18 protein-coding genes are annotated in these 15,533 nt (G+C 37.4%); 6 read left to right on the top strand and 12 right to left on the bottom strand.

Going from position 1 to position 15,533, the window contains the following annotated elements; genetic code table 11:
- Positions 1-15 precede the first annotated feature (15 nt).
- Together CVT17_RS03085 and CVT17_RS03080 are read right to left on the bottom strand one after the other, a co-directional pair.
- Complete coding sequence (locus CVT17_RS03085) at positions 16-408, bottom strand: NfeD family protein (protein ID WP_021090625.1); 393 nt, start codon at positions 406-408, stop codon at positions 16-18.
- Positions 405-1,319, bottom strand: coding sequence for an SPFH domain-containing protein (locus CVT17_RS03080; protein WP_107769618.1), 915 nt, complete (start codon positions 1,317-1,319; stop codon positions 405-407). Before CVT17_RS03080 ends, CVT17_RS03085 begins: the two co-directional genes overlap by 4 nt.
- An 80-nt stretch (positions 1,320-1,399) precedes the next feature.
- On the opposite strand from CVT17_RS03080, the gene CVT17_RS03075 reads away from it, so the two are divergent.
- The 3 genes from CVT17_RS03075 to CVT17_RS03065 are packed head-to-tail and all read left to right on the top strand — an operon-like array spanning position 1,400 to position 4,277.
- Positions 1,400-1,828, top strand: coding sequence for a copper resistance protein NlpE (locus CVT17_RS03075; RefSeq protein WP_107769619.1), 429 nt, complete (start codon positions 1,400-1,402; stop codon positions 1,826-1,828).
- 48 nt (positions 1,829-1,876) lie between these two features.
- Positions 1,877-3,079, top strand: a complete 1,203-nt coding sequence (locus CVT17_RS03070) for a copper resistance protein NlpE (RefSeq protein ID WP_107769620.1) — start codon at positions 1,877-1,879, stop codon at positions 3,077-3,079.
- 1 nt (position 3,080) lies between these two features.
- A complete protein-coding gene (locus tag CVT17_RS03065; protein WP_107769621.1) occupies positions 3,081-4,277 on the top strand; it encodes an MFS transporter in 1,197 nt (398 codons plus the stop codon).
- 48 nt (positions 4,278-4,325) lie between these two features.
- On the opposite strand, the gene CVT17_RS03060 is transcribed toward CVT17_RS03065, so the two are convergent.
- The 9 genes from CVT17_RS03060 to CVT17_RS09520 form a co-directional block, all read right to left on the bottom strand.
- Positions 4,326-5,150, bottom strand: coding sequence for a CheR family methyltransferase (locus CVT17_RS03060; RefSeq protein ID WP_107769622.1), 825 nt, complete (start codon positions 5,148-5,150; stop codon positions 4,326-4,328).
- On the bottom strand, positions 5,137-5,706 hold the full coding sequence (locus CVT17_RS03055; protein WP_107769623.1) for a CheB methylesterase domain-containing protein: 570 nt from the start codon (positions 5,704-5,706) through the stop codon (positions 5,137-5,139). Before CVT17_RS03055 ends, CVT17_RS03060 begins: the two co-directional genes overlap by 14 nt.
- Before the next feature lie 111 nt (positions 5,707-5,817).
- Positions 5,818-6,078, bottom strand: a complete 261-nt coding sequence (locus CVT17_RS03050) for a FlhB-like flagellar biosynthesis protein (protein WP_021090972.1) — start codon at positions 6,076-6,078, stop codon at positions 5,818-5,820.
- Positions 6,078-7,709, bottom strand: coding sequence for a flagellar hook-length control protein FliK (locus CVT17_RS03045; RefSeq protein ID WP_196373578.1), 1,632 nt, complete (start codon positions 7,707-7,709; stop codon positions 6,078-6,080). Before CVT17_RS03045 ends, CVT17_RS03050 begins: the two co-directional genes overlap by 1 nt.
- Positions 7,710-7,730: 21 nt before the next feature.
- Positions 7,731-8,975, bottom strand: coding sequence for an MFS transporter (locus tag CVT17_RS03040; RefSeq protein WP_107858626.1), 1,245 nt, complete (start codon positions 8,973-8,975; stop codon positions 7,731-7,733).
- Entirely contained in the window at positions 8,965-9,513 is a 549-nt protein-coding gene (locus CVT17_RS03035) for a hypothetical protein (RefSeq protein WP_230853314.1), read from the bottom strand. Before CVT17_RS03035 ends, CVT17_RS03040 begins: the two co-directional genes overlap by 11 nt.
- Positions 9,464-9,742, bottom strand: a complete 279-nt coding sequence (locus CVT17_RS03030; RefSeq protein ID WP_107769627.1) for an AtpZ/AtpI family protein — start codon at positions 9,740-9,742, stop codon at positions 9,464-9,466. Before CVT17_RS03030 ends, CVT17_RS03035 begins: the two co-directional genes overlap by 50 nt.
- Positions 9,742-11,025 carry a glutamate-1-semialdehyde 2,1-aminomutase gene (gene hemL, locus CVT17_RS03025; RefSeq protein WP_107769628.1) on the bottom strand — a complete coding sequence of 428 codons (1,284 nt, stop codon included), beginning with the start codon at positions 11,023-11,025 and terminating at the stop codon, positions 9,742-9,744. The genes CVT17_RS03030 and hemL overlap by 1 nt, the downstream gene beginning before the upstream one ends.
- Positions 11,022-11,627: a c-type cytochrome gene (locus CVT17_RS09520; protein WP_103641343.1), complete on the bottom strand. Its 606-nt coding sequence runs from the start codon at positions 11,625-11,627 to the stop codon at positions 11,022-11,024. The genes hemL and CVT17_RS09520 overlap by 4 nt, the downstream gene beginning before the upstream one ends.
- Positions 11,628-11,710: 83 nt before the next feature.
- Between CVT17_RS09520 and folD the strand changes: the two genes are divergently transcribed.
- Genes folD through CVT17_RS03005 form a run of 3 tightly spaced genes read left to right on the top strand, consistent with a single transcriptional unit; the run spans position 11,711 to position 14,125 of the window.
- Complete coding sequence (gene folD / locus CVT17_RS03015) at positions 11,711-12,571, top strand: bifunctional methylenetetrahydrofolate dehydrogenase/methenyltetrahydrofolate cyclohydrolase FolD (RefSeq protein ID WP_103641344.1); 861 nt, start codon at positions 11,711-11,713, stop codon at positions 12,569-12,571.
- 2 nt (positions 12,572-12,573) lie between these two features.
- Complete coding sequence (lepB, locus tag CVT17_RS03010) at positions 12,574-13,479, top strand: signal peptidase I (protein WP_107858624.1); 906 nt, start codon at positions 12,574-12,576, stop codon at positions 13,477-13,479.
- On the top strand, positions 13,466-14,125 hold the full coding sequence (locus CVT17_RS03005; protein WP_107858623.1) for a site-2 protease family protein: 660 nt from the start codon (positions 13,466-13,468) through the stop codon (positions 14,123-14,125). Before lepB ends, CVT17_RS03005 begins: the two co-directional genes overlap by 14 nt.
- Before the next feature lie 18 nt (positions 14,126-14,143).
- Here the strand turns inward: CVT17_RS03005 and CVT17_RS03000 are convergent, their stop codons facing one another.
- Positions 14,144-15,529 (bottom strand): DUF4139 domain-containing protein, encoded by a 1,386-nt coding sequence (locus CVT17_RS03000; RefSeq protein ID WP_107858622.1) that lies wholly within the window; start codon positions 15,527-15,529, stop codon positions 14,144-14,146.
- Positions 15,530-15,533: the final 4 nt, after the last annotated feature.

Here is a 15,533-nt window from a genome sequence, read left to right as displayed (position 1 = left end):
GTGCCAAATGGCACTTTATTTTAATATAACCTTGTCACCTTTGGTGCCAAGAACCGTCACTTTCTCTCCGTTAGCTAAATTTCCGTCATATTTCCAAAGTGTGCCTTTGAAATAGACCATATTTTCTCTGATCTCGCCAACTCCGGCTTCGTCTAAAAATTCCTCGTTAAAGCTCTCTTTTCTGGACATAAATTTACTCTTTAACGGCGCTTTTAAAAGCACAAGGAGCACGATCGCAATCGCTGCCGTAATTAAAATTTGATAGCTCCAAGCAAAACTAAAACCAAAATTTATAGCTCCAACTACTATAAAAGCTATGCCAAAAAATAGCAAATAAAACGAGAAAAAGATAAACTCGGTGATGCACAAAACCACACCGATTGCTATCATTATAAAAGGACTGATCACGCCTTATCCTTAGCTAGGAAATTTTTCAAAACGCTAAGTGAACCAATAAGCTCAGTCGCTTCATAAGGGACTAAAATTTTATCTTTTGAGCTATTTTTAGCTAGCTCGCTAAATGCCCCGACTCTATCGCGAGCGAGCAAAAATTCAGCCGCATTTGCGTTTTTGCTCATACTATCATTTATCATATCCATAGCCTCTTTTTGAGCCGTTGCAATAGCGATTTGTTCGTATTTTTTCGCATCAGCCATACGCTCGATCGCCTCTGCTTGAAGCACTTTTTCTTGTTTTAGCGCCTCTGCGTTGCGTATTAGTGCCTCTTTTTCAGCCAAGGCTTTTAGCTCAATCGCACGTTTTTCACGCTCAGCTTTCATCTGCATATTCATCGCCTCTTCGATACCAAGTGGGACAGAAATTTCAGAAATTTCTACACGCATGATTTTTACACCCCAGTTGCCAGCAGCGTCGCCAAGAGCCACTTGAAGCGCAGCATTTAAGCGGTCACGTGAGCTTAGCGTATCGTCAAGATTCATCGCGCCTATCTCGCCACGAAGCGTAGTCATGGCTAAATTTGCAATGGCACGCTTGTAGTTATCTACGTTATAAACCGCCATTTTTGCATCAAATACCTTTAAAAAGACGATACCATCGACGCTTATATTAACATTATCTTTTGTGATGACTTGCTGTTTTGTGATATCTACAAGCTGCTCTTTTACGGTGATTATCGCTCTTATTTGATCGACAAATGGGATGATTATGTGAAATCCGCCGTCAAGCACTTTGTGAAATTTACCAAGTCGCTCGATGAGCAGATTATCAGCTTGTGAGACGATCTTGATGCCAGCCCTTAAAAACAAGAACGCAAAGATAACCAGAACCACGACTAAAACGCCAAATGCTTCGATTTGCATTTTTACTCCTTTAATTTATAATTTGTTATTTTCTTAAGTATTATAATACATTTTAAATTTTATTTTCAAAAAGGATTAGCATGAAAAATTTTATATTTGCACTAAGTGCGGCTCTACTTTTGGCAGGTTGTGCCTCATCTAGCCAAAACACAAATGTCCCACAAGGCAAATGTGAAGTAAAAGGTAGCTGCGAAGCTCCAATTAGCAGCATCGAGGGCACTTATAAAGCATTTTTACCTTGCGCTAGTTGCATGGGTGTTGATTCACGCTTAACATTAAAAAAAGATGGTACGTTTGAAAGCGTGATGGACTACAAGTCAAAAGACAATTACAAAGCCGTTAGTAAAGGTAAATACTCAATCGAAAATGGTGTGATAACAACGATTGATGAGTATAAAGAAAAGAGCTTTTATAAAATAGAAGGCGAGAACCTAAAAATGCTAGATATGGATCAAAAAGAGGTCACTGGCGAGCTAAAAGATAAATACATCTTTAAACGCGTAAAATAAATTTTAAAGGCAAAATGATATAATTTTGCAATTTTTAAGGAGTTGCAAATGAAATATCTTTTTGCCATACTTATCTCATTTTTCATCCTTGGCTGCGCAAAAAATGAAAATTTAGAGCCAAAACAAAACACACAAAATACAGTAAAAGAAGACAAACCACTAGCTCAAGCAAATACACCCAAAAAGCCAGAAAAGCTAATACTTCCAAACTCAATTTATAGTAGTTTTCACACTATTTTGCCTTGCCCAAACTGCGAAGGCATAAAAACTATCATCACGTTAAATAAAGACAAAACCTACACAAAAACAATGCTTACTATGGATAAAGAAGTAAGCTTGGTTGAAAAAAATGGTACATTTGATGTTGATGATAGTGCTATCATTTTAAAAGATGAAAATGGCAATCTTAGCTACTTTGCGCCAAATAAAAACTCACTTCTTCAACTTGATGACAAGAAAAATAAGCGAGTTGGCGTACTAGCTCAAATTTATAATTTTGAGCCGGTAAACAAAGCTTACAAAGATAGTTTTTTTGCCAAATTTTATAAATTTAAAAATAAAGATAACTTTTTAGACATTGTAATCGTACCAAGCAAAAATGGTGCGAAAATAAGTTTTTATTCATCATTAAAAAATGGCTCGCCACTTTGCGAGTTTAGCTCTGAGCTACTTTACGACAAAGGAATTTTTTACCTTTTAGATGAAAAAGGCATTGCTCTAAGCATACACAGGATAAATAATGCAATTTTTCTAGTAGCAAACGATAAAATTTGTAAAAATGCTCACATAAGCGGACGATATAAAAAAGATAAAGATCAAAAAAATCTCTTTGGCAAAGGCTTTTTTGCAGAGCTGACAAACGAATCAGCAAATAGAGATGTTATAAAAATTTACGGCTCAAAAAACATAAAACGAGATGACACAAAAAAAGAAAACAGCTACATCGTGACAAACAAAAATGAAAGAATTTTTGAATACACCTTGCTAAATGGCATTATCACAAGCATTGAAATTTATTCAAATGAGTTTAAAACTCCAGAAAATATCAGCCTTAAATCAAATTTCAAAGATATAAAAAATTCTCTTGTTATCTCTAAATTTAGTAGTGACAAAAACAATATCTATCTAAAAATAGATAGCCACGATATGTTAATCACACTAAAAAATCCACTTACCAAAGAGGCAACAAGCCTAAACGATATCCCAGATGAAACGAAAATAGAGCAAATAACGCTAATGTGGAATCAATAAGTTGAAAGAATATCTTAAACTTTTAAAAGAAGAGAAAAATTTTCGCCTCTTAAGTATCATTCAGCTTATATGCTATTTTGGCGTATGGTTTTCGCACACAGGTATTTTTACCCTTCTTATTAAGCTTGACGCTCCTGTTTGGGCGATTACACTAAGTGCAGCGATGGCATTTATCCCAGGTGTTGTCATAGCTCCTTTTAGTGGAATTTTAGTTGATAAATTTAGCCCAAAACCGATGCTTGTCATCATGATGGCAGTTGAGACGATAAGCGTTTTTATGCTTCTTTTTATAGACTCACTTGATTTTTTATGGCTACTTTTACTCATCATTTTTGTTAGAAATGGCACTGGCGGAATGTATTTTCAAGTAGAGATGAGCGTACTGCCAAAAATTTTAAGCAAAGAAAATCTCAAACTCGCAAATGAGATCCACTCTATCATCTGGGCGGTCTCATACACTGCTGGCATGGGGCTTGCTGGAGTTTATATACACTTCTTTGGGATAAAAAGCGCATTTTTGCTTGATGGCATACTATACATTTTTAGCTTTGGATTTTTATATTTTTTAAATTTGCAAGGTCTAAAGCCAGAATTTATAGAAAAACCACTAAAAATGCTAAAAAATGGACTTGTGTATTTAAAAGAAAACAGACTTATCGTGCACCTTATATTTTTGCACGCCTTTGTTGGCATTACCGCTTATGACGCATTGATCGCACTTTTAGCTGATTACAAATATGCAAATTTACTCTCGACATCGCTAGTTATAGGATTATTAAATACTTCAAGGTCCATTTCACTTATGTTTGCTCCAGCCATACTTAGTAAATTTATAAATAAAAATACGCTTATTTTCGTATATATCGGTCAAGGCCTTGGTATCATTATTTGGGCTTTATCACTTTGGAATTTTTATCTATCGCTTATTGGCATTATCTTCGCTGGATTTTGCACATCAAGTCTTTGGAGCTACACCTATACGATGCTTCAGCAAAACTGCAAAAAAGAATTTTATGGCCGAGTGATTGCATATAACGATATGGTTTTTCTTGGCTTTAGCGCTCTTATTTCATTTATCATTGGTCTGCTTTATGATATTGGACTTAGCGTTGAGATGATTGCAAGTTTTATGGGAAGCCTCTTTTTTGTAGGGGCTTTTTACTATCACATAGTATTAAAAAGCTACAAAATAAGGTAATTGATTTTAAATTAAGTCGCCTAAGTTAAAAGGCGACTTGGCAAATTTTTATTTTTTTAGATAGTAAGTAGTTCCATTTGAAAAGCGTTTTTCATAAGCTGGAGTGTAAGGCACAAGATCAGCGTGCCCAGCATAAAGCCTACCTTCTGGCTTAAGCAATTTATGAAGCCTCTCAACACATTTTAATCTAAAATCATCATCAAAATAGATCATCATATTTCTTGAAAGCACGATATCAAATTTTCCTAGATTAAAAATAGCGTCATCAAAAACATTTAAAATTTTAAACTCACACCTTGGTAAAATTTCTTTTTTTATCTTAAATTTATCATCGACTTTTGTAAAAAATCTCTCTTTTTGAAAATCGCTTAATCTATGCAAGCTCCTCTCACTAAAAATACCATTTTGACAGCTTGCTATGGCTTCTGAGTTTATGTCTATACCTACGATTGAAATTTCATGCTGTTTAAATCCCATCTCATAAGCAAGCATTGCAAGCGAATATGACTCATCTCCAGTGGAGCAAGGAGCACACAAAATTCTAGCTCCTCCAAGCTCCTTTGCGTAATATATCACGTCTTTAAGTTGAGGCAACTCTCTATAAAAATAAGTCTCATTTACAGTTACTAGATTTAAAATGTCTTGTCGCAAGCTTGAGTTATATTTTATCATCGAAACAAGATCTTTAAAGCTTTTTATCTGACGATCTCTAATAAAAATGGTAATTCGCTGCAATGTAATATCTCTTTTTGGCTCCAGATCAACTCCGCAAAGGGTTTTGATAACGTTCATAAATTCATTAAAACTATCCATATCTTGTGAAGTATTTGTTTGCATTGTTTTTGTATCTTTTGCGTCATTAGTTAATAGCATTTAAAAAATCCTCCAGCTCTTTTTTTATCATAGTTAGATTTAATGATTTTAAGCTTTGATTTAGCTCTTTTGCACGTTTTGGCATACCATAAACTATCGCGCTCTCTTCATTTTCAGCTATACATTTTGCTCCAGCCTTATAAAGTTTATCAAGCCCAGATGCACCATCATCTCCGATGCCAGTTAGCAAGATAGCTAGGACACTTGCGCTTTTACAAATTCCAACTCCAGATTTAAACAGCACATCAACATTTGGCGTATATATAGTCTTTTCTTCTGTATTTGGCTTTGCACTGATCGGTAAATTTGGTGACACCACTACATTTTGTTCACAGACATATACGGTATTTTCTTTTAAAATTTTCCTCTCATTTAAAATTTCAACATCCAAGCCACACTCTTTTCCAATTTGCATAGCAAAAGAGTTTATAAACATTTTATTCATGTGCTGGGCTATCACGATGATAGCTCCATTTAGTTTTACGTTTTTTAGTAACTTTTTTAAATGCCCAGGCCCGCCAGTAGATGCCCCTATTAATATTAATTTTTGTGCCACAAATAGCCTTTAAAATTTTAATTTAATATTTAGCTTACGCCACTTTTTGTATATCGTCAATATCCTTGCCACTCTTTATATGCCTTGCTAATTTTTAAGCAAATTTATAGATCATTTCTTTGTGATCTTATACAAAAAGCTAAAAATTTCAGCAACAGCTTTATATAAATTTGGTGGAATTTCTTGATCAACTTCAACCTTGCTTAAAATTTCAATAAGATCAGGATCCTCTTTGATCGGTATATCATGCTCTTTTGCAAGATCAATTATTCTATTTGCTATCTCGCCAGCGCCACTAGCCAGCACTCTTGGAGCATTATCTTTAGATCTGTTGTAGCCAAGAGCTACTGCTTTTTTCTTATTTACTTGCATTAAATTTTCTTATCAAAGCCCACATCAAGGCCACCAAATTTTTTAAATCTATCATTTAGCTTTACTTTTGACAAAGTTTTGATATTAAAGTTTGAAACTATGAGTCCAAGCTTTGATATTGCTTGTTTTAATTCGCTAGAGTTTGAAAGGATTAGCTCCTTAAACTCATTTGTTTGCGTAGCTACCGAAAGATCAATGTACCTTTTATCAATAAGTCCAACCATCACATTTATCTGTCCAAATTTCTTAAAATTTAGATCGATCTGAGCGTAAAATTTATCCTTTTTGCCTTGCTTAAATGCGATATTTCCACCCTCAACGCCATCCCAAATATAAGGCATATAAGTTTGAATCCCGCCTTGAAGGCTTGATATCATTTGATGCATCTCGATCTGCGAAATCATCTTATTTGCAGCATTTACGCTTTGCGGATTTTGACTCTTTTCACTAATATTTAAAAGCGTACTTTTTATATCTTGGCTTAGCACCTTTGAAATTTCGCTGCTATTTTTAGTCGTAATGTTATTTATATCGTTTGTGGCGAGATTTAACTGCTTTAAAAGCGCCTTGCTCTCACTTAGCTCATTTTTAGCCAAACTTGCCTTAGCATCAGCAAGACTTAGGCTATGAGCAAGACGCCTCGCCGCGCTTTGGAGCTTATCTTGTAAGCTGCCATCCTTTGAAACATCGCTCATCTCATTAAACGCTTTTACAAGCCCTGCTTCATCGCCTATGTTATTTAGCGTTTTTAGATCGTTTTTTATGCTATCAAGGATAGTTTTTAGCTCTTTGTGATTTTGACTAAAACCAAAATTTTGATTTAGCTTTTCATTTGCCAGGCTTGCGACTTTCTCGCTTAAATTTGAGATGAAATTTTGCATTTTGCCTATTTGATTTTTTACTAGCTCGCCATTTTGATCTTTTGAAAAATTTTTATCTAAAAATTTAACCACACTATCAAGCTTATCAACATCTTTTAAGAGAGTTTTTATGCTTGAGTTATCAAGGATATTTTTTGCGTCACTACTCGCTTTTTCAAGTATAGAAGCAAGTTTTGAAAAAGAATTTTGATTGTCTAATTTTTCATCACTTAGGGTTAAAATTTGATTTAGTAAATTCCCGCTTGAGAGATTTTTTATATCGCTTAGTAGCTTCTGAACCGAGCTTGGAAGCTTCTCTGGGCTAAGTGCGTCTTTTAAATTTGCTTCAAGCATTACGCCTGAGTTTTTGATCTGATCATTTAGTGAGCCGGCTTTTAGATCGGCTATTGGTTTTAGAAATTCTTTTAGCTTTAGTGCAAGGCTCTTTATCTCACTATTTTCATTTTGCGCTGCTTCTGCTTCTAAACTTTTTGCAAGGTCTGATAGCTCGCCCGCTAAATTTGGAGCGATTTTCGTATCTTTTGCCTGAGATAAAATTTGTTCAGCCTTGCTAAGACTTGAAGCGCTTTTTAGATCATCAAGCACTCTTGCAACGAGTTTTCCAACATTATCAAGTGTCTCTGAAACGCTTTGCTCACTAGGCGTTTGTACGCTTGGCTGATTTTTAAAAAGCGAGCCTTCATTTTTACGAACTGGCACATTTTGAGCAGTATTTTGTCCAGTTTGAACCGAAGTATTTGATATATTCAAAGAATTTCCTACGTTCATTTTTTACTTTTTATTTTTTCTATCGGCAAAATTTCCATTTTGCTCAATAGTAGCGATGCCAGCCGTTCTTGCAACGAGCCTGTCGTTGTACTCTTTTCTCATGTGCTGTGGTATTGTCTTTTGCGTTAGTGCAAATAAAATAAGCCCAGCAAAAAGAACCAAATAGACATAGATAAAGCCAAATGCTCCAAAAATTTTCATCGCATAGCTCATAAGAAGCGGCGAAAAAAGCGAAGCCAAAGAGTAGCTAAATAACAAAGCACGTGCGACTTGCACGCTCTTTGTCTTGTCTGTGATCTCGTCATTTGCTCTAGCTAAAGAAAGTCCATATGTGCAAAAAATTCCAGCTCCAAAAAAGAATGAAAGCAGATATTCAACCGTTAAATTTTTGCCATTTAGTAAAAACAAAACCGCACTTATTAAAGCTACACTACTACAAAGCAAAATAGCTGGCCTTCTACCATATCTATCAGAAAAACTACCGATAAAAACTTGAGCTAAAAAGCCTCCGATCATCGCAACTGTCATAAAAAACGATGCCTCTTTTGTGCCGTATCCTTGAAGTAAAACAAAAAGGCTTGCCATCGAAAAAAAGCCATTTATTGCTAAGCCCGCAATTAGCGCTCCAACAAGAGCGAGCGGGACGATACCAAAAATTTTTGGGATATTTATGGGCTGACGCTCTGGGATTTGAGGCTGATTTATACGGATCAAATTTAATGGAATGCTTGAAAGCATGATAAAAGCTGCACTTATTATGAAAATTTCAAAGGTATTAAGATTAAGCGCCAAGATCAAAATGCCAAGTCCAAAACTCGTGTAAAAAACGCCTTCATAAAAGGCTATCACGCGAGATCTTATTTTATTTGGAATTTTTGCATTTAGCCAGCTTTCTATAACCATCAAAAGCGCGTAGTAGCAATATCCCAAAAATGCACGCAAGATCGCCCAGAATGCTAAATTTTGATTTACCGCATGAAGCATAGCTGAGACTGCAAAAATGGCTGAAAAGATGGCAAAGGCTCTTATGTGGCCAGTAGTTGAGATGACTCTGTGAGCTGTAATGGTGCTAATTAACGCGCCTACAAAAAAGCCTGTATTGATTAATCCAATCTCTAGCTCACCCACTCCATTTTGCTTAAGAAGTGCGCTACAAGATGCGATGACTAGGCCATTTCCGATAAAAAGCAAACTCATGCCCAAAAATAGCGGTCCCATCGAGCGGATGATCCTAAAGCTACTTGCCATCAGTATCCTTTGTGGTATTAAACTTATTCTCCATAAGCCCAAAAATAAATGCGCCAATTGGCATCGGAGCAAGCCCAACTAAAAAGCCAGGCACGTTTAGTAAATTTTCATTTTTTAAAAATATAAATCCAAAAAAAAGTATCGCATACGCAACCAAGCGATAAGGCATAAAAGCTGCCACAAAGCTTCTATCTTTAAATGAAAATTTCTGCTTTTTTAGCCTTGCTTTTTCATCTTTTAGGCTAAACTCTTTTGCCTCCCTCTGGGGCAAATTTTCTTCATCCTCTTCTTCTATCTTGGCTAAAATTTCATCTCTTGCATTTTCTAGCCTTGAGTTTATGCGATTTTTATAGGCAAAAAAGCTAGCCGTTAGGATGATAAGCGAGGCAAAAAATGAAATTTGTGAGCTTATAAAAAATGAAAATGATACAAATTTGCCAACCGCGCTAAGAGCCAGCCAAAGCGCAAAATAGCAAATCAAAAGCCTGCTAATCGTCCTCATTATCGTCTTTTGTGTAGCCTTTGTATCTACTTTCATCTTTTAGCTCATCTAAGCTTTTTATCTGTGCTTTGTAGGCTTTATAGACATTTAAAATAGCAGCTGCGATGCCAATAGCAAAGCCTATCCAAAGTGCTGGCGTGAAATTTGTAGCCTTTTTTACAAAATACCCTAGTCCAGTGCCAAGTAAGATCGCAACTACGATTGAAACGCCAAGGCTTAGCTGCTCAGCCCCCGCTACGATATCTTTTATCTTAAATTTTGCCATTAGGCTTTTATCTCCAAAAACGCCTCTTTAGCTGCACTTACCGCTAGATCGATATCAGCTTCACTCATCGCATCGCAGACAAATCCAGTTTCAAACTGACTTGGCGCTAGATAAATTCCACGCTTAAGCATCGCTTGGTGAAATTTAGCAAAGAGTTTTGTATCGCTCTTTAACGCATCGTCGTAGTTTTTCACGGCATGATCTGTAAAAAAGTAGCCAAACATCGAGCCACGAACATCAGTTTGGATGGTGATACCAGCACTCTTTGCAGCCTCTTTAAAGCCAGCCATTAGTTTTAGGGCAAGCTTTTCGAGTCTAGCGTATAAATTTGGATCACTATTTATCTTTGAAATCGCCGCTATGCCAGCACTCATCGCTACTGGGTTGCCACTTAGCGTGCCTGCTTGATAGACAGCGCCATCTGGACTTAAGCAGTCCATTATCTCAGTCTTACCTCCAAATGCAGCGACGTTCATACCTCCGCCTATAACCTTGCCAAATGTGATGAGATCAGCGTCCACTTCGTGAAATGGATATGAGCCAAGGCGAGAAGCTCTAAAGCCGCTCATAACCTCATCAAGAATGAGCACAGCGCCAAATTTATCGCAAAGCGCTCTAAGCTCTTCTAAAAATTTCTTATTAGCTGGCACAAGCCCCATATTTCCTGCGATAGGCTCAATTATGACGACGCCTATTTTGTCTTTATTGTTTTCAAAGATGGCTTTTACGCTTTCTATATCGTTATAAACTGCTAAATAGGTGTTTTTCACAACATCTTGTGGCACGCCGCTGCTTGAAGCGTTGCCGTATGTCGTTGCGCCACTTCCTGCTTTGATAAGAAGTGCATCGCTGTGTCCGTGATAGCAGCCTTCAAATTTTATTAGTCCGTCTTTTTTAGAATATCCTCTAGCCACTCTTATCGCGCTCATAGTGGCCTCTGTGCCAGAGCTAACGAAGCGAATTTTATCTATTTGCTTAAACTCGTCATATATTAGCTTTGCTAGAGCGGTCTCTTTTGGAGAGGGGGCGCCGTAAGATACGCCTTGTTTTACAGCAGAGATGATCGCCTCTTCTATATCTTTGTCGCAGTGGCCAAATATGAGCGGTCCCCAGCTTTGGATAAAGTCAAGATATTTTTTACCCTCGACGTCGTATAGATAAGCTCCCTTTGCGTGATCTATCATCACAGGCTCGCCTCCAACGCTGCCAAATGCACGAACAGGTGAATTTACACCACCTGGGATATATTTTTTGGCTTCGCTAAATGCCTCTTTATTTGTCATTTTTTATCCTTTTGATTTTGTGTTTTTAAATTTGTCTTTTGATTATCTTTTAGGTTTGCAGCTGGTTTTACTGGCGACTTTGGTGCTTGTGTAGTAGCAGTTTTTGCTGACTCAGCTGGTTTTACAGGGGCAGTTTTAGCTGGTTCTGCTGGTTTTGTAGCAGGGGCGGCTTTGGCAGATTGCTCTGGCTGTTTTTGCGTCGTATCAGTGGAAACTGGCTTGCCCAAATTTTGCGCTTTTGCTGCTTTTGAAGGAGTATTTATCTTATTTGTAATGTATTCATAAAGAATCGTAGTCTCCTCGTCTGTCAAAAAGTAGCTTGGCATGACGCCTTTTGGCTTAGTTAAAGCGGATTTAAAGCTTTCAAAATCTATATCATTTATCTTTGGTGCTCTAAGCTCATCATCGACCGTTTTGTTTGCCTTTTTATCAAAGTGTTTATATTTAGATATGAGACTGCCCTCGCCCTTTGTGCCGTGACACTTGTCGCATCCTATGCCACGTGGATTTAGGTAGAGCATCTTGGCGTATTCGGTCTTTGTGATAAAATCAGCCCCAAAAATCGCCACACAAAAAAGCAAAAACAAAAAAACAGACCGCATAAACCTCTCTTTAAAAATTTTAATTTAATTTTAGGTATGATACCACCCTTGTGATTAAAAAAGCTTTTAAATAAGGATCCAATATGAAAATTTTAGACGGCAAAGCCGTATCTTTAAAGGTCAAAGAAAGCGTAAAAGTAAGAGCTGAAGAACTAAAAAAATTTGGCGTAGAACCAACCCTAGCTGTTATCTTAGTAGGCGAAGACAAAGCATCTCAAACATACGTTAGAGCCAAAGAAAAAGCCTGCAACGAATACGGCATAAAAAGTGTAGCTCACCGTCTAAGCGAAAATACAACCCAAGCAGAGCTTCTAGCACTTATAAATGTGCTAAATTTAGACGATAGTATCCACGGCATCTTGGTACAGTTGCCACTTCCAAAACATATAGATACAAATACCGTTTTAGCAACGATCAATCCAGCAAAAGACGTAGATGGCTTTCACGCTGTAAATGTCGGCAAACTTGTTAGTGGGCTAGATGGTTTTGTGCCTTGCACACCGCTTGGCGTGATGGAAATTTTAAAAGAGTATGGCATAGAAGTAGCTGGGCTAAATGCAGTAGTGATCGGTAGAAGCAACATTGTTGGCAAGCCTATGGCAAATTTACTTCTAAACGCTTCAGCAACAGTTACGATCACTCACAGCAAGACTAAAAATTTAAAAGAAATTTGCAAAAATGCTGACCTTATCGTCGCAGCCATTGGTAAGCCATTTTTCTTAAAGGCTGACATGGTAAAAGATGACGCAGTAGTCGTTGATGTGGGCATAAACAGACTTGATGATGGCAGACTTGTAGGCGATGTAGATTTTGACGAGGTTGCCCCAAAATGCTCATACATCACGCCAGTTCCAGGGGGCGTAGGTCCGATGACGATTGCGATGCTTTTAAATAACACAATCCTTGCAGCCCAAGCTAAGATAGCTAGCCACAAAAGAGCCTAATAATGAAAAAATTTTTTACTAAATTTTATGACTTTTGCTCGAGCTGGACTGGCACGGTCATCATCGTGCTTTTTGTTATATTTTTCATAGCTCAAGCCTTTGTTATTCCGTCTGGTTCGATGAAAAATACGCTTTTGGTTGGTGATTTTTTATTCGCCAAAAAATTTGTTTATGGTATACCAACACCAAGAATTCCATGGCTTGAAGTAAAAATTTTACCTGAGCTAAACGATAATGGACATCTCGTAACAGGTGATGGCCCAGCAAGAGGAGATATAGTCGTCTTTCGTTATCCAAAAGACGAAAAGACCCACTTTGTAAAACGCTGCTTTGCCACAAGCGAAGATGAGATAGTATTTACCGAAAAAGCCTTGTATTTGCGTCCAAAAGAGGGAGATAATTTCATAAAGGCAAACTGCCGTGAAAATTTAAATGGTAAAGAGAGTAAATTTGGCTACTCATGTAGCGATATAGCCGAGCTTGATGGCAAACTTTTCATAAAAGAGCCATATAGGTTTAGCGGCATCCACTATGACGAAAATGTAAATTTATTTGAGCAGATGGTTTTCATGCTAAATACAAACAAAGATAGTGTTTTTATGAAGCCAGTGTCCATTAGCTCATTGCCGCAAAATCCAAATTTTAACCTTAATGCATTTTACGTAAAAGTGCCAAAAGACGAATACTTCATGATAGGCGACAACCGCGATCACTCAAACGATAGCCGTTTTTGGGGAAGCGTGGCTTATAAAGATATAGTTGGTCAGCCTTGGTTTATATATTTTAGTTGGGACAGGAACTACAATGTGCGCTGGGAGCGTATCGGACGCTTTGTAAATACGATAGAAAATGACGAATTTTTCACTAACAAAGCTCTAAAAGAAGGCGAAGTAGATGGGCTTCATTGATAACATAGATATAGTCAAAGTCGCCACTATCGTCATCTCTTTAATAATCGCCATCGTCGGTCACGAGATCGCTCATGGCTATGTCGCTTATAAATTTGGCGACAACACCGCAAAAAATCTTGGTAGGCTTAGCATAAACCCTATAAAACATATCGACCCAGTTGGCACTATCATCGTGCCACTGGTGCTTTACCTAAGCACTGGTATGATGTTTGGCTGGGCAAAACCAGTGCCTGTAAATACCTACACAGTCGTGCGAAATGGCGGATATAAGGCAGCTATCTACGTAAGTCTAGCTGGCATTTGCTACAACGTCATCTTAGGCATCTTGTCACTTTTTGTGCTAAAAGCTTTATTAAATATAGAAACCTTTGAAATTTTACTTCAGTTTTTATTTACGCTTGCACTTTTAAATTTGATGTTAGCCATCTTTAATCTCTATCCGATCCCGCCACTTGATGGCTTTCACGCGCTCGAGTATGCGCTTAGAAATTTTGGCTTTCACGCACTAGCTGAAAAGCTAGAGGCCATCTCGCGATATGGCTTTGTCATCCTTATCATCATCCTCGTCTCGCCTTTAAAAGATACTATCTTTTATCCGACAAGATACGTTTTAGATATCGCAAGTACCTTTATAAATGGCTAAATTTAGAGCAAATTTGCTCTAAATTTTTGGCTTTGTGATCTTATAAGAGTACTCTTTTTTAAATTCCTCTTTTGGTGCAAGGCTAAATTTAAGCTCCACCTTGCCATCTTTGCTGATATCTTTTTTATCAAAGCCCTTTATCTCGACCTTTACCGCCTCGTCAGCAGAGACTGGCACACGATCGACCAAAGTGATATCAACGCTCTTGCTTGAGTTATTTTTGACACTTATCTCATAGCCCTCTTCGCTTATGCGCTCTTTGCCAAGAAGCGAGCTCTTTTTAAATTTATTTAAGCGCTCTTTTTTAAGCTCGATTAGCTCGTTTTGTCCTAAAAAGAGCTGAGAGGCCTCATCTTTAGCTTTTATCTCAAACTCGCTAGGACTACCAACACTCACGCCATTAACGTAAAACTGCGTTTTAGCTGGCGTTAGATCATCATTTAGCTTAAAGCTAGCTACGTTATATGCCTTTAGCGAGCCGTAAAAATCAGCAAAAACGCTAAAATTTGCATCCATTTTTTGCGTGTCATAAGTTATATATTTGCTCTCGCCTTTTGCTAAATTTATCCCATCTATCTTCCAAATTTTGGCAAACTCATTTTCATCTCTTTGCACACGCATATCAGCGACCTCAGCAGTGACTTTCGCAGCTTTTAGCATATTTTTTGAAGCGCCGTAACCATCAGTCCCCACCTCACTCTCCTCGTACCAAGGGTAGAACTTGCTTGGAGCAAGCGCTTTTTGATATCTGGTCGGATAGATGGCGAGCTTTAAATTTTTAACATCGCTAGCATATGGGTTGCTGAGTAAAATTTCTTGTTTTATCAAGATCTTTTTGTTTTTTGTGTCTGCATAAATTTCATTTAGCGTCTTTGGGGCATCATCATCCATATATGAAAGCGTCGCTTCTTTTGGACTGCAAGCAAATTTCATATCAAGCTGCAAAAATCCAGCCATCTCGCTCTTTGGCTCATTTTCTTTAAGCACTTCAAGCTCACTTTTAGCAGCTGAGATTTTCTCGATATTTTCTAGGCTAAATTTATAAAACTCATCAGCTCTTTTTGTCACATCGTTACTTTTGTTTTCTCCTATCAAAGCTTGCTCTATAAACCTACCTCTTGCATTTAGCGCCTCAATCTTACTACTTAAATTTACAACTTCTTGCTTCCATTTTATGTAACTTGGGCTATTTTCTTCGCTGATCTTTTTTAGATAAGCATTCACGTCACAATCCCCATTTATAGTGATGCTCTCACTCTGCACACCTTCTGGCACAAAGGCGCTAAAAGAGCTATTTGCGTCGCTAAATTTTTGAGTGATTATGGTTTGATCTGTATAGATCTCTATCAAATTTTCATTTGCAAAGGCTAGCACTGAAGCCATTAAAAAGAGCGTCTTTTTCATATTT

The organism is Campylobacter concisus, from assembly GCF_003048775.2.
GTDB classification, from domain to species: domain Bacteria; phylum Campylobacterota; class Campylobacteria; order Campylobacterales; family Campylobacteraceae; genus Campylobacter_A; species Campylobacter_A concisus_I.
Note: the sequence above shows the minus strand (reverse complement) of the source record. Positions and strands in the feature narration are given on the sequence as shown.